Here is a 15,073-nt window from a genome sequence, read left to right as displayed (position 1 = left end):
ATTCACACGAAGTCCTCAAACAGTGCCAATGAAGAAGTCGCCTTAACAGCTCGTTTCAGGAAGCCTCACCGACCAACTCAGGATGGCCTCCCACATGGAGGGCTTATAAGCAGGGCAATCCGGCAATACTGGATGCAGCGGCAGGTACAGGAGAGGCATGGAGAGCAGTTTCCGAATGATGAGCGGGCCGCTCTTACGCCGGGTGCAGATACGCCGGCTGAAGATGCGTCAACTGAAGTTACGTCAACTGAAGATACGCCGGCTGCAGTTAGGTTAGCTGCAATTACGCCAGCTGAAGTTCCGTCAGCTGAAGTTACGTTAGCTGCGATTACGCCCGCTGCAGTTAAGTTAGCTGCAATTACGCCAGCTGAAGTTCCGTCAGCTGCAGTTACGTTAGCTGCGATTACGCCCGCTGCAGTTACGCCAGCCCTCTCCTGCCTGCACCATTCAATCATTGCAGCGTCCTGTCAGCTACCGCACGGGCCGCATACATAACGGGGGATACTAACAATGCGAACAGTATGGTGGAAAGAAGTTGTCGCTTATGAGATATACCCGCGCAGCTTTATGGATACGAACGAAGACGGCATCGGCGATCTTCCTGGCGTCATTTCCCGCCTGGATTATTTGAAGGAGCTCGGCATCGACGTGATCTGGATCTGCCCGATCTATAAATCGGCCAATGATGACAATGGCTATGATATCAGCGATTATCATGCCATCATGGAGGAATTCGGCTCAATGGAGGATTTTGACCGGCTGCTGGCGGAAATTCACGACCGGGGCATGCGGGTGATCATGGACCTGGTCCTGAACCACACGTCGGATGAGCATCCGTGGTTCATTGAATCCCGGTCTTCCCGGGACAACCCCAAACGGGACTATTACATATGGCGCGACTCCAAGGAAGGGGCAGAGCCCAACAATTGGGCGTCGATGTTCAACGGCTCCGCCTGGGAGTACGATGAGCAAACCGACCAATATTACCTGCATCTTTACTCGAGAAAGCAGCCGGATCTTAATATGGAGAATCCGGAGGTGAGGCAGGAGCTGATCCGGATGATCCGCTGGTGGCTCGACAAGGGCATTGACGGCTTCCGCGTGGATGCCATAACGCATATCAAAAAAGCGCCGGGTCTCCCGGACATGCCGAATCCGGGCAATTTCCGCTATGTCGATGCGAATCCGGGCCACCGCAATATTGAAGGCATTCATGACTTTTTACAGCAGTTCAAGCGCGAAGCCTTTGCGGAGTATGACATTATGACGGTGGGCGAGGCCAGCGGAACCGATGTCTCCGAGGCCGATCTGTGGATCGGTGAGGAGAACGGGGCCTTCAATATGATTTTTCAATTTGAGCATGTCAGCATGGATTTCGGAGCGGAGGGCCGCTGGGATTTTGCCCCGTGGGATTTGGCGGAGCTGAAGCGTATTACCCGCAAGTGGCAGAAGGGACTTGAGGGCGTCGGCTGGAATGCGCTGTTTATGGAGAATCATGATCAGCCGCGCTCCGTCTCCCGTTTCGGCGATCCCGTGAATTTCCATAAGGAATCCGCCAAGATGCTGGCTACCTTCTTCATGCTCCAGCAGGGGACGCCGTTCATTTATCAAGGACAGGAGATCGGCATGACCAATGCGGATTTCAGCGAGCTGAGCCAATACCGGGATGTAGAGATCTACAACTATTACCGGGAGCGGCTGCTGGACGGGAAGGACGTGGAGGAGACGATGCGGAGAATCGCATATCGGGCACGCGATAACGCAAGAACCCCGATGCAGTGGGATGACTCGTTGTACGGAGGCTTTTCGACCGTTGTGCCGTGGATCCGCACGAACCCGAATTACCATGAGATCAATGTACAGCAGCAGGAGAAGGATCCGGACTCGATCCTGAACTTTTACAAAGCATTGATTCGCCTGCGGAAATCCAGTCAAACGCTCATTTACGGCACCTATGACGATTGGCTGGAGGAACATCCGGAAATTTTCATGTATTCCCGAAGCTTAGAGGATGAGGCTTATTTGATCGTCTTGAACTTTTTTGGAAACACCCCCGAGCTTCGCATGCCCTCCCCGTGGCGGGAGCGCAAGCTCGAAGTCGTTCTCTCCAATTATACGCCAGCCGAAATTCTACAGGACCGATTCACGCTGCGCCCTTATGAAGCGGTTGTATATCGTGTTACACTACAGGGGAAAGCGATTACTTGAGATTCGAGGTGTTGTCAGTATGTCACAATCGAAAATGATGGCAGCGGCCGTTCTGGACAAGCCGATGTCGATCGGCGTGAAGCAGGTTCCCGTTCCCGAGCCGAAGCCGGATGAAGCGCTCATTCAGGTTTACTGCATCGGCATTTGCGGTTCGGATGTCCATTACTATGAACATGGGCGCATCGGCAGATATGAGGTTAAGGAGCCGCTGATTCTGGGACACGAGCTAGCAGGCATTGTGGTTCAGACCGGGGATCGAGTGACGAACGTATCGGTAGGAGACCGTGTCGCCGTCGAGCCGGGCGTAACCTGCGGTCGCTGCGCGTATTGCAAGAGCGGCCGGTACAACCTCTGCCCGGATGTCGTATTCATGGCTACCCCTCCGGTGGATGGGGCATGGGCGGAATACGTGGCGGTTCGCAGCGATTTTCTGTTTAAGCTGCCGGACGATATGTCTTTTGAAGAAGGGGCGCTGCTGGAGCCGCTGTCCGTTGGTCTCCATGCGGTTCGCCGCGGCCGGATCCGCCCGGAGGACCGGGTGCTGGTGCTCGGCCTCGGACCGATCGGCCTCTTGGCCATCGAGGCGGCCAAGCTGTCCGGGGCATCGCAGGTGTACGGAAGTGATGTAGTGGAATTCCGGCGCGATTTGGCGTCGCGGATCGGAGCCGCTGGCGTAATCAATCCGCTGTCGGATGACGTGCCTGAGCGGCTGAAGGAGCTGACTGGAGGAGAAGGCGTCGACCTGATCATCGAGACGTCCGGCAATGCAGTCGCGATTGGAAGCTCCATCGGCTACGTGAACCGTGGCGGACGGATCGTGTTTGTCGGCCTGCCGACGAAGGACGCCATTCCTGTCGATATCGGCGCACTGGTGGATGCCGAGCTGGACGTGTACGGCGTGTTCCGCTATGCCAATACGTATCCGGCGGCGATTCGATTGCTGCAGAGCAGCAGCAGCCGGATCCGGGATATCATTACCCATGAATTCCCGCTGGACCGGATCCAGGAGGCCGTGGAGCTGGCCCGGACGCAGAAGGACACCAGCGTGAAGGTTATGATATATCCGGGACGGACGTCATAAAAAGCGCCCATTCGTTCGTTTCTCGGCACAGCAGCACTCTGGATGATACGGTTCTCTAAATTTCATTAGTGCCTAATCCCAAAAGTTACTTAGCAGCAAGCGCCCGGCTCCAATCATCATGGAGCCGGGCTGCTGTACATTTTGGGGATTCGTTAAATGTATGTCTTCCCAATAAAGGGGTGAAATCCTCCCAAGCCTCTTATTCCGGATGGGCATTGCTCATCCAGCTGTCAATGCGCAGATCCCCGGCGTAGCCTTCACGGGATGAGATTTCGCTGAGCCTCTGTTCCGCTTCCTCCCGGGTATCGAATCCGCCAATCGCGGCAATGAAACCACCGCCGGCTGTCTTAATGAACGTTACGTCATCTTCGTAGTATATCTCCTCGAGGATTGCGAGGGACTCTCCCTGCGGCATAGCTTCACTACGGATATAAAACACTTCGCGCGGCGTTGCCTGTTTGCCGGTAAAGGCAAGCTTCAGCTCGATATACCCCGGATCCCGATACTCCGACACGCTGTGGGTCACACCATCCTTCAACTCTACCACAAAACGCATGGCGGAATCATCCAGGATGATATTTTCATAGACGTCCTCCACAAGCGAAAGAGCCAGCAGATCGCTCTTGACTGCATCGTAATCGAAATTTCGAACGCCGTTGAGCGTAAAAATGAGCCGGTTCGGCGCTTCCCGGTGCTCTACGGTATAGGAGGGCACGCTGGATACCGTTTCGCCTGCCTGGTCGAAGTTGATGCGAAGCACATCTGCTACAGTTTCGGTGTTGACGCTTACGCCATCGGTCCGCTCACCGCCCCCGCCAAACTGAAGCACCTGCACAATGCTGCCCACAACCGGGACTTTGGACAAGGCATTGGCAACGCCCGGTATGTTAACGACAAACAACAGGGCGAGGCTTGCGGCAACCACGCTCGAGTATCGCATCAAGCGCAGGGATCTTTTGCGCGCGGCCGCTTTGTGCCGGGCCGACTCCATCACATTAGCCAGCTGAGCCGGAATCTCGATCTGTTCATAACGATCCTTACCTGTCATATCCCTCGACCTCTCCTTCGATCAAATATTGTTTAAGCTTTCCGATGATTCGGTAAAACCGGGTTTTGACCGTGTTCTCCGGCAGTTCCAGGACATCGGCCATGTCTCTGAAGCGCAGGTCCTCGAAAAATTTCAAAATAATATACGCCTTCTCCTCCGGCGCAAGCCGGTCCATTGCCTCATATAAATCCAGCTTCTCTTCCAGCGGAACGGCAAGCTCGGCGGCCGCGTACTCCTGGGTCTGATCCTCCATAAAGGCGATCCGCTTGTTCCGGTTCAGACGATCGAGCGCGCAGTGAATCACGATCCGGGTAATCCAGGATTCGAAATACTGCGGCGTCTTCATCCGCTCGAAGGAAAGATAAGCCTTGTAAGTCGCCTCTGAGACGATATCAAGCGCGTCCTGCTCATTTTTGACATAACAATATGCCACCCGGTACAGCTTGCCGCTGCACCTCGTAATATGTTCGCTGAACTGCTGTTGCGAAAGTGCCTTGGCCAGTTCACTCACTCCTTGCTATTTAACGTCTTAATGATGCTGTACAGGATCGATTGCAGCATAAACCGATTGCTTATGCGTCAAGTCGCTGCCGCTGTATGAAACTCGGCCGAAGCTGCATAAACACGATTGCCACTGTCTAAACTCCGTTACACCTGCTTAAAACACGGATTGTTTCTGCGTCAAATCTTGCCGCTCATATAATCGGTTGTTGCTGTACAGGATCGATGCTCGCGCGCGCATCATTGGCTGGCCAGCTTCATGCTTGTTAGCCACACCGACTATTAGACCGAGTAGGAGCCGAAATAGTTTTAGCGCATGACTAAAAAGTCATGGGAGTTTCAGGAAACCCTTAGACGCCAGAGTAGAAGACATCTTTCACGCAAGGAATTCCCTGGGGTGATTTCGTTTCTTGGGGTTAACAAGCGATAGGGAATAATGTTAACATGTGAGCATATAAGATTAGGAAGCGAGGCCGGAACATGTAGGTTACTACCCCACCACCCATACAATTGAATACTGAAAGAAACGGGGTAGAACCATGAATAACAAATCTTTCCGCTATCTCTGGACCGGTCAGGCCCTCGCCAATTGCGGCGATTTATTTTACGTTGTCGGGCTAATGGCGATCGTCCATGAGATCACGGGATCTGCCATGTATATGGCTATGATTCCTTTTGTTACTACGCTTGCTCGATTTATTAGCGGGGGCTTTGCGCCCGTACTGATGGACAAATATGCCCTGAAGTTGCTGCTTCTCATCTCGCAATGGGGAAAAACAACAGCACTGCTGCTGCTCGTCATGACCCGATATGCACTGGGGAATCAAGAGATGACGGTGTATGTGATTCTTGGCATGGTGTTCCTTATCTCGTTCCTGGACGGCTGGGCCGCTCCGGCGAGCCATGCAATGCTCCCGCGGCTTGTTCCGCGGGATGAATTAACCCGGGCGAACAGCTTCGTTGCCGTAGTTGACCAGATCATTCAGCTAGGCGGCTGGGCTGCCGGAGGAATGCTGGTCGCCATGGTCGGAGGCGGTCAGGTCATTTGGCTGACCGTCGTACTGGCAGCGGCTGCAGCTGTTTTGATGAACAGGATGGAGGATCCGCTCGTTTCAGGCGACTCAAGCGAACGGAGGGACCGTCCTCCGTATTGGAGCTCCATGCGTGAAGGCTGGGTACTCATCTGGAAACAGCCTGCTTTGTGGACGATCCACGTCATATATGTGCTGGAGTCCATTGCCGGAGTCGTGTGGATCGCTGCTATCCTATATGTATACGTGTCCGAGGTGCTGCACAAGGAAGAGGCTTGGTGGGGATATATTAACGCCAGCTTTTTTCTGGGATTGATGGCAGGCGGATGGTGCGGCATGAAGGGCTCGAGGTGGATTGATCGCCATATCGGCAGCTTAACCGTATATTCCTCCTTCGGCATCAGCCTGATGACGTTTGGCTTCGGAATGACCTCGATGCCGTGGATGGCTTTAATGTTTTCGGCAGGGTTTGGTCTGTTTGATCAGCTCAAGGCGGTTTCATTGCAAACCATGCTTCAGCGGAGCGTGTCCCTGCAGCTGATGCCCAAAGTGTATGCGGCCCAAAGCTCGCTGATCTCACTCGTTTTTGGAGCGTCCACGCTGTTGTTCGGGTATGTCACAGACCGGTTTGGTGTCAGGGCGACCTTTATGGCAGCGGCAGGGATATTGTTCTTATCTGGCTGCTACGCGTTCGGGGCACGGTCCCGATGGCCGTCGGGTAAAAACGCTCCAGATAAGGCGCAATGAAAAATACGCTGGGGCATTTTTTCGTAATGCAGCACGGGTCCGTCATATGTACCGAATAGGGATTTGTGTCGGCAGTAGAGGGCGATTGTCGCGCCACAGGTACTTAAAAGGGTCCTGTAGTGGCAGTAAAAGGCGATTGTCGCGTTACAAGTACTTAAAAGTGACTTGTGCCAGCAGCCGAGAGCGATTGTCGCGTCACAGGTACTTAAAAGGGTCCTGTTTTCAACTGCAGAAAGCAGGGGGCTACTCGGTCCGCCCGATTTCGGATGATCAAGGGATTATCATTCATATTGAAAAGGCGAGCTCTATGGCTCGTCTTTTTTCCATATATAAAACCATTTGATAGCTGTCCAGGAGTGGAGGATGTTACGGATTGCCGTGCTCTTCATAGGTCGGGAATTGCTTCTTAGACTTACAATCATGCACATCCCCTGATGGGCAGCTTTAGCTGCAGCCGTGTACAAAAAGACTCCCCCAAGACGCTGAGATCGGGGGAGTCTTATAAAGAATTATGCACGTTCTACAGGGAAGGGCCAATCGCAATCCAAGATATGAAGCCGTAGGCCAGATTGCAGCCGGGCTGGCGCACAACCTCGAGCACGGCGCTGTCTTCTTGCTGGGATTTCAGCGAAATTTGGAAGCCGGGATTGTTGCTCATGCCTACGATGACATAGTTGATGCCGCCAAAAGGCTCCTCAAATTGAACCCCCACTTCGGCTTTGGCCTCGGGGCCGCTCAAAACGAAAGGCGTCATTCCATATTGTTGGAGCTTCGCCTGGCCGGCCGTACCGCGCACTGGCGTAAATCCGAGATGGCGGCTTTCAATGGAGCCATCGGCAATTTGTGTGCCGCCCAGAGACCCTTCGGCAATATGCGCACCTGTAATGGCACCCTGCGCAATATGGTCGCCGGTGACGGAAGCATCGGCGAGGGTGAAACCGTCGAAGGCATCCGGCCCGAGATGGCGGCTTTCAATGGAGCCATCGGCAATTTGCGCACCGCCCAGAGAACCGTCAGCGACATGAGAACCTGTAATGGCACCCTGCGCAATATGGTCGCCGGTGACGGAAGCATCGGCGAGGGTGAAACCGTCGAAGGCATCCGGCCCGAGATGGCGGCTTTCAATGGAGCCATCGGCAATTTGCGCACCGCCCAGAGAACCGTCAGCGACATGAGAACCTGTAATGGCACCCTGCGCAATATGGTCGCCGATGACGGAAGCATCGGCGAGGGTGAAACCGTCGAAGGCATCCGGCCCGAGATGGCGGCTTTCAATGGAGCCATCGGCGATCTGCGCACCGCCCAGAGAACCGTCAGCGACATGAGAACCTGTAATGGCACCCTGCACAATATGGTCGCCGGTGACGGAAGCATCGGCGAGGGTGAAACCGTCGAAGGCATCCGGCCCGAGATGGCGGCTTTGAATGGAGCCATCGGCAATTTGTGTGCCGCCCAGAGACCCATCGGCAATATGAGAACCTGTAATAGCACCCTGCGCAATATGGTCGCCGGTGACGGAAGCATCGGCGAGGGTGAAACCGTCGAAGGCATCCGGCCCGAGATGGCGGCTCTCGATGGAGCCATCGGCAATCTGTGTACTACCCAGAGAACCGTCAGCGACATGAGAACCTGTAATGGCGCCCTGCGCAATATGGTCGCCGGTGACGGAAGCATCGGCGAGGGCGAAGCTGCTGAAGGCATCCGGCCCGAGATGGCGGCTCTCGATGGAGCCATCGGCAATCTGTGCACTACCCAGAGAACCGTCAGCGACATGAGAACCTGTAATGGTGCCCTGCGCAATATGGTCGCCGGTAACGGAAGCATCGGCGAGGGTGAAACCGTCGAAGGCATCCGGCCCGAGATGGCGGCTTTGAATGGAGCCATCGGCAATTTGTGTGCCCCCCAGAGACCCATCGGCAATATGAGAACCTGTAATGACACCCTGTGCAATATGGTCGCCGGTGACGGAAGCATCGGCGAGGGTGAAGCTGCTGAAGACGTCCGGCCCGAGATGTCGGCTTTCAATGGAGCCATCGGCAATTTGCGTGCCGCTAATAGACCCTTCGGCGACATGGGAGCCGGTAATGGCGCCCTGCGCGATGTGGACTCCGGTCACAGCGGCGTCGGTCAAATGAGCGCTGGTCACTGCCCTCATTCCCAGCTTGGCACTGTCAATGGCTCCATCGGCGAGGGTGAATCCGCTGAAGGCATCCGGTCCAAGATGTCTGCTCTCGATGGCGCCGTCGGAGATGTGCGATCCTGTAATGGTTCGGTCCGCGATCTTATCTCCAGTCATCGTTCCTTCAGCTATGAGTTCCGCCGTAATCGCCCCGGCTTCGATATGCTCTGTACTGATGCAGTGCATCTGCAGATGGTGGGGAAGGACCGCACCTTCGGCTAATTGCCGGGATCTTACCGAACCCGCCTGCAGTTGATCCACGCCGACACTGTCTGGCTGCAGATGCACGTGCCCTACGGATTGATTCCCCAGATGGGCGGCATTAACGGAATAAGGAGCAAGGTGATGGCTCTGAATCGCGAATAGCTCAATATGATTGGAGCCGACAGAACCTTCTGCGATATGCTGGCTGTTTACAGAGTCCTCCGTAATATGAGCTGAAAGAATGCTTCCTTCCGCGAGATGGGAAGATGTAATACTTGTTTCTTGAATATGGTGCGACCCGACCGAATCCGGAGCAAGATGGCGATCCGTTACGGCATTGTTCCCGATATGCTCTGATTTGACAATGTCTGCCCCCAGATGGTCGGACTGAATGCTCGCCTGCTGCAGGTGCCCGGCGCTGATGGAGAGCGGCTTGATTTTGTCCCCGCTCACGGAGTTTGGTTTCAGAGCCTGCTCGGATACCGACGCAGGGGAGAGATGGGCTTCCGAGACGGACTGATCTCCCAGCTTGGAACCCGGAATGCTGCCGTCAGTAAACAACATTTCCGGAGAGCGGGCTTCGTCCGCTAAGTGATTTAATGTGATGGATTTTTTCTTCAGGTGGTAACCGTAAATCGCTTCCTGCACAATATGCTTGCCCAAGATGGATTCCAGGCCGAGATGAGCGCCTTCTATTGCCTGCGGTGCGATTTTGTCTGAAGTGACCGCCAGGTCCTGGATCGCCTCTCCCGATACGGAACCCGGGGACAGATGGGCCGATTGTACGGCATTCTGGGCAATCTTATCTGCGGTGATGCTGCCCTCCGCAAGCTTGGAAGAGGTAACGGCAAGATCGACAAGCTTGTCGGTCGATACGCTTTCCGGCGACAGCTTCAGCGATGTAACGGCGTGGTCGCCCAGATGGCGGGGGACGATGGCGCCGTTCGCGATGGCGGATTCGGTAACGCTGTCCGGTGCAAAATGCTTCGGAATCAGGCAGCCCTCCGCGATATGGGCCTGATTTACCGCTTGTTCAGCCAGGTGCCGGGCCGAAATGGCTTGAACGGCGACATGGTCCGATTTAATGCTCGAGTTCTGAATATGATGCGTTTTGACCGAATCCGGAGCAAGATGGCGATCCGTTACGGCATTGTTCCCGATATGCTCTGATTTGACAACGTCTGCCCCCAGATGGTCGGACTGAATGCTCGCCTGCTGCAGGTGCCCGGCGCTGATGGAGAGCGGCTTGATTTTGTCCCCGCTCACGGAGTTTGGTTTCAGAGCCTGCTCGGATACCGACGCAGGGGAGAGATGGGCTTCCGAGACGGACTGATCTCCCAGCTTGGAACCCGGAATGCTGCCGTCAGTAAACAACATCTCCGGAGAGCGGGCTTCGTCCGCTAAGTGATTTAATGTCACGGATTTTTTCTTCAGGTGGTAACCGTGAATGGCTTCCTGCACAATATGCTTGCCCGAGATGGATTCCAGGCCGAGATGAGCGCTTTCTATTGCCAGCGGTGCGATTTTGTCTGAAGTGACCGCCAGGTCCTGGACCGCCTCTCCCGATACGGAACCCGGGGACAGATGGGCCGATTGTACGGCCTTCTGGGCAATCTTATCTGCGGTGACGCTGCCCTCCGCAAGCTTGGAAGAGGTAACGGCAAGATCGACAAGCTTGTCGGTCGATACGCTTTCCGGCGACAGCTTCAGCGATGTAACGGCGTGGTCGCCCAGATGGCGAGGGGCAATAGCGCCATTCCCGATGGCAGACTCGGTGACGCTGCCCTCCGCGATTTTGTCCGCCGTGACCGAGCCGCGCGCAAGCGCCTTGCTCTGTACGCTTTCGGCCTTGAGATGCCTTGCTTCGATTGCTTGGTCGGACAGATGGGCCGAGCGCACCGCTTCTTCCTGAAGAGCGCTGGTTCCGACACTGCCTTGGGCTAGGTGATGCTGCAATACCGACTGTTTGGCGATATTGACGGAGGTCACGCCATCAAGTGCAATGATCGCTCCGCCTACAGAGCCCAGCGCCAGCTTGCTGCTGGTGACGCTGCCAGAAGCAAGCTGCTTTTCGCCGATGGATTCCGGCTGAAGATGCTGCCTGGCTACGGCGCCGTCGGCCAGATGCTGCGGTCCGACCGCTTTAGGCTTTATGGCGGATCCGGTTACGCTTTCCGGTGCAAAATGCTTCGGCGTCAGGCTGCCCTCCGCGATATGGGACGCTTTCACCGCTTGATCAGCCAGATGTTGGGCTGCAATCGCTTGATCTACGATATGGGCCGATTCTACCGATCCTTTGCTCAAATGCCGGGTCTGCACCGCTTCGTTAGCAATTTTGCTCGGGAGAATGCTTTGGTCTGCGATCTTGGAGGCGGTGACGGCTTGCTCCACCAGCTTCGCCGTATGGACAGACTGGTCGGCCAGCTTGAAGCTTGTAATGCTGGAATCGGCAAGATGCCGAGAAGCCACGGCGCCAGAAGCGAGTTGCTCATCTCCAATAGAGCCGTGTCTGATTTGCTCGGTGCCGATCGCACCGTCCGCGATATGGCGGGAGAGGATGGTGCCAGCCTGTAGATGTGCCGAACCAACGGCGCCTTCGGCGATTTGGTTAGAACCGACGCTGCCATAAGCTAAATGCTCGGCAGTGACCGCTCCGGGTGCCAAATGCCCGCTGTCTACGGAGCCTTGTTGGATATGAGAGCCGGAAACGGCACCATATTCAATCTTTTCGCTGCTGATCGCGCCGTCACGGATTTTGGTTGTCGTGACGGCGTAGTCAGCCAGCTTGGAGGTGTGCACGGCACCGTTGGCCAGATGCCGGGTTTCGATCCCGCTGGAGGCAATTTTATCGCCTCTGACAGATTGATCGTCCAACAGCTCCGTCGTCACGATCAGATGCTGCAGGTGGCGGGCCGTCACGGCGCCATCGGCAATTTTATTCCCTTCGACCGAATGATCCGCGAGCTTCTGGGCAGTGATTGCCCCGTCTTTGATTTTGCTTCCGTTTACTGCGCCGTCGCGGAGCTTGCGAGTGGATAGTGAGCCGTCCATCAGGTGATCGCTGGTAATGGACAGCGGAGCGATCTTGCTTGAGGTAACGGCCTCGTCCGTGATATGGATGCTGCTCACGCTGTAATCCTGAAGCGCCTCGGCTCCTACGGCACCGGGTGCGATTTTGGAGGCGGTCACGGCCCGGGAGGCAATGCGGCTATCGGTAATCGCATATTCGCCGATATCTTCGGTGTATATGAATGCTCCCTTCACTCCGGGCATTTCCCTATCGGCCAGCAGCTGCTCTTGTTCAGCATGTATGGCCGCAAAGGATGAGGTATCGGCAGGTTTCTCTTGGCTCGGGAAAACTTCGCTCAATGGATTGCTCGGGTTCTGTTCCGGCAGAATATCGTGGATGACCTGTATCTGTCCCAGTATCTCTTCCTGTTCCTGCCTTATCTCCTGTTCAAACTGTTGTTCGTTCTCTTTCTCCTGCTTTAGTTCAGCTAGGCCAACAAGGTCTTCATCGGAATCCAAGACGGAAGCCGCGGACAGGATGCGGGCCTCCTTGTCTTTTTTGGAGTTGCGTCCCGTACCTCGCTCCAGCAGGTCAAGCTCCCGGGTACTCGGATCGACTCTGAAGGGCTGGGTAGAGGAGGATGAGGTTTTCTTCTTTTTTTTCAAAACGGCACACTCCTTCTGAATACTAAATCGTCTCCGATATCCTATGCAGACGCGTAGGCGGCTGTCACAGATGTTTCGGGAGCTTAGCAGACGAACGGCCGGGGCTTTTATCAGACGGCCGCTCCGATAGAAATCGCCATGGGGAGCAGCCGGTAAAATGGAAAAGGGACCCGGCTATGCAGCCAAGTCCCTTATTGCGGCGTGAAATGCGCCGCCTATAAAATTTAACCCCTGACAGACGCATGCTGTCTGTACAGTCGGTTCCGTGTGTGAAGTCATTCAAGAATCATTACTTCCAAAACAACAAAAGCCCTGCCTCTCTTTCGTCCTTGCGGCTCCGATGACCGCTCCAGTGTGAATCAGAAAACGTTCCTTAAAACTCTTACTCTTAGGGTCATTAAATAGGAATTTTCCACTTCATCTGAGATGTAATATCAATTTTCGAGGAACTTACGGGGTTAAACTTCATCTAACAATTTATTATTATATCACATCTGTGCCAGATAAGCAAAAACATTCAAGAATCTAGGTGAATGCTGTTTAAAGTTCTTGATTTTTTTGGCATTTCCAACGATATTCATAGTAACGACAATTTTAGCAAATTCGATAATTATCCTCATTTCATGCGGGATTGTGTGAATGATGCTGCAGACCGATGTTCGGCTTAAACGGGGTGTTTATTTCTGTTACGAAAGTAGAGGCGGACCATGCAACTGTATAAGTCATTTCTTAAACAGCTTGTTCGGAATTATATGATCGGCTCGATTGCGGCTGTTCTTGTCGTCGGCGGCGTACTATTGGTAACGACACTGGAAATTTCCTTCGAGGAAGGCGCGCGTCTGATGGTCATCCTTGCCATTTCGTTCATGATCATGATCGTTTCGGAGCTCAGCGTCTTCCTGAAGCAGCTTAAGCCGATCCGTGCCGTCTTTGAAGAGGAAAACCCGGATCAGGATCTGCTTGAAAAAGCCTATTTACACGTGCATCGTATGCCGCGCCTCGCCGTTTATCGCATATTCGGCCCCCATCTGCTAGGGCTGTCGCTGCCGGCCATCCTCCTGACCTTATGGATGATGGAGCAGGGGAAGCTGAGCTTCCCTGCCTTTTACATATGGCTTGCGTCACTTGGAGCCGTTCTCCTTGCAAGCTGCCATGCCATGATTGAGTTCTTCCTGACGATTGCCGCCATTCGCCCGCTGATCAAGGGAATAAGGCGGCATGCGCTGTCGAGATATGGTGTCGATTTCTCGCTGGAAGGGCATGTGTTCATGGCGATTCGCACCAAATTTTTGCTCAGCACGATGCTCATCGGCACATTTCCGCTCTTTCTGTTCTCGCTGGCCGTACAGATTAGGCTGGAGGGACTTAACAAAATTGCTCCGCAGCAGTATTGGGGTTGGGCAGGGTTCGTCCTGCTGCTTGGCGTCGGATTCGCATATGTCGGAGCATGGCTTTTAACCCAGGATTTACAGCGCCCCATCCGCCAGCTGTACCGGGCGATGAATGAAATTAAAGAAGGACGCCTTATCCAGACCTCGAATCTATATTCCGACGAATTCTCTACACTGATCGCGGGCTTCAATATGATGGTTCGCGGCCTTCAGGTGCGCGAGGAACGGAACCGTAAGCTGCTTGACAGCTACTTCGCGGCGCTTGCGGCCGCGCTTGATGCAAGAGATCCTTACACGGCCGGTCATTCGCTTCGGGTTGCGGAATATTCCGTTCTGATCGGCCGGCTGGCCGGTCTCAGCGAGGAGGAGATCGATCTGCTGCATAAGACGGCGCTTCTGCATGATATCGGCAAAATCGGTGTGCGCGATCATATATTGCTGAAGGAAGGCAAGCTGACGGAAGAGGAGTTCAATCAGGTGAAGACGCATCCGCAGCAGGGCGAGAATATTTTGCTGCAGATTGAACCGGCCGACGCCATGGCTCCTTACCTGGAAGGGGTGCGATCCCATCACGAACGATATGACGGGTGCGGTTATCCGGATGGCCTGAAGGGCAAGGAAATCCCGCTGTTCGGGCGGATTATTGCCGTCGCGGATGCGTATGATGCGATGACGTCGGATCGTCCTTACCGCAGCGGCATGCGATCGGCGGATGCGCTGAATATATTGGAGGAGGGGAAGGGGACCCAGTGGGATCCGGATTTTGCAGGCATGTTCGTGAAATATATGAAAAGCGAGACGAAGGTGGCCTCGATTCGCTAAGAATGGAGGCTGTTACATCAGACCTCAAGTACAGTTGACAGATAGATGCCCTGCGGGTCCTCATGGATTCGCGGGGCATTTTGCTGCCTACGCCCCTCTGCTGCCTTGGCTCCAGTATGAATGAGGAAGCAGCGACCATCCCTACAGAATTGGCGCCAGGTGAGGCAAGCGGTAAGAAGGCGATCC

Annotated in this window: 8 protein-coding genes; 5 read left to right on the top strand and 3 right to left on the bottom strand. The window is 54.6% G+C overall.

Going from position 1 to position 15,073, the window contains the following annotated elements:
* Window positions 1–132 precede the first annotated feature (132 nt).
* From MKX76_RS19790 to MKX76_RS19780, 3 genes are read left to right on the top strand one after another with little or no spacing between them, the layout of a single operon-like run.
* The gene (locus MKX76_RS19790; protein ID WP_028407336.1) at window positions 133–495 is read left to right on the top strand and encodes a hypothetical protein; all 363 of its coding nucleotides are present in this window, start codon (window positions 133–135) and stop codon (window positions 493–495) included.
* Between the two features lie 15 nt (window positions 496–510).
* Complete coding sequence (locus MKX76_RS19785) at window positions 511–2,208, top strand: glycoside hydrolase family 13 protein (RefSeq protein WP_007130448.1); 1,698 nt, start codon at window positions 511–513, stop codon at window positions 2,206–2,208.
* Between the two features lie 19 nt (window positions 2,209–2,227).
* Window positions 2,228–3,289 (top strand): NAD(P)-dependent alcohol dehydrogenase, encoded by a 1,062-nt coding sequence (locus tag MKX76_RS19780; protein WP_007130447.1) that lies wholly within the window; start codon window positions 2,228–2,230, stop codon window positions 3,287–3,289.
* 199 nt (window positions 3,290–3,488) lie between these two features.
* Here MKX76_RS19780 and MKX76_RS19775 read toward each other — a convergent pair whose 3' ends face one another.
* Both MKX76_RS19775 and MKX76_RS19770 read right to left on the bottom strand, forming a co-directional pair.
* Window positions 3,489–4,337: a hypothetical protein gene (locus MKX76_RS19775; RefSeq protein WP_210094194.1), complete on the bottom strand. Its 849-nt coding sequence runs from the start codon at window positions 4,335–4,337 to the stop codon at window positions 3,489–3,491.
* Complete coding sequence (locus MKX76_RS19770) at window positions 4,327–4,848, bottom strand: sigma-70 family RNA polymerase sigma factor (protein WP_007130445.1); 522 nt, start codon at window positions 4,846–4,848, stop codon at window positions 4,327–4,329. Before MKX76_RS19770 ends, MKX76_RS19775 begins: the two co-directional genes overlap by 11 nt.
* Before the next feature lie 529 nt (window positions 4,849–5,377).
* Here MKX76_RS19770 and MKX76_RS19765 point away from each other — a divergent pair.
* Window positions 5,378–6,616, top strand: a complete 1,239-nt coding sequence (locus tag MKX76_RS19765; RefSeq protein WP_341034497.1) for an MFS transporter — start codon at window positions 5,378–5,380, stop codon at window positions 6,614–6,616.
* Window positions 6,617–7,136: 520 nt separating this feature from the next.
* Here MKX76_RS19765 and MKX76_RS19760 read toward each other — a convergent pair.
* Window positions 7,137–12,674 (bottom strand): WIAG-tail domain, encoded by a 5,538-nt coding sequence (locus MKX76_RS19760; RefSeq protein ID WP_341034496.1) that lies wholly within the window; start codon window positions 12,672–12,674, stop codon window positions 7,137–7,139.
* A 707-nt stretch (window positions 12,675–13,381) separates the two neighbouring features.
* On the opposite strand from MKX76_RS19760, the gene MKX76_RS19755 reads away from it, so the two are divergent.
* On the top strand, window positions 13,382–14,887 hold the full coding sequence (locus MKX76_RS19755; RefSeq protein ID WP_251535994.1) for an HD-GYP domain-containing protein: 1,506 nt from the start codon (window positions 13,382–13,384) through the stop codon (window positions 14,885–14,887).
* Window positions 14,888–15,073: the final 186 nt, after the last annotated feature.

It is taken from the genome of Paenibacillus sp. FSL R5-0810 (assembly GCF_038002285.1).
GTDB classification, from domain to species: domain Bacteria; phylum Bacillota; class Bacilli; order Paenibacillales; family Paenibacillaceae; genus Paenibacillus_AQ; species Paenibacillus_AQ lactis.
The sequence above is the reverse complement of the archived record's forward strand: the minus strand, read 5'-3'. Positions and strand labels throughout refer to the sequence as shown.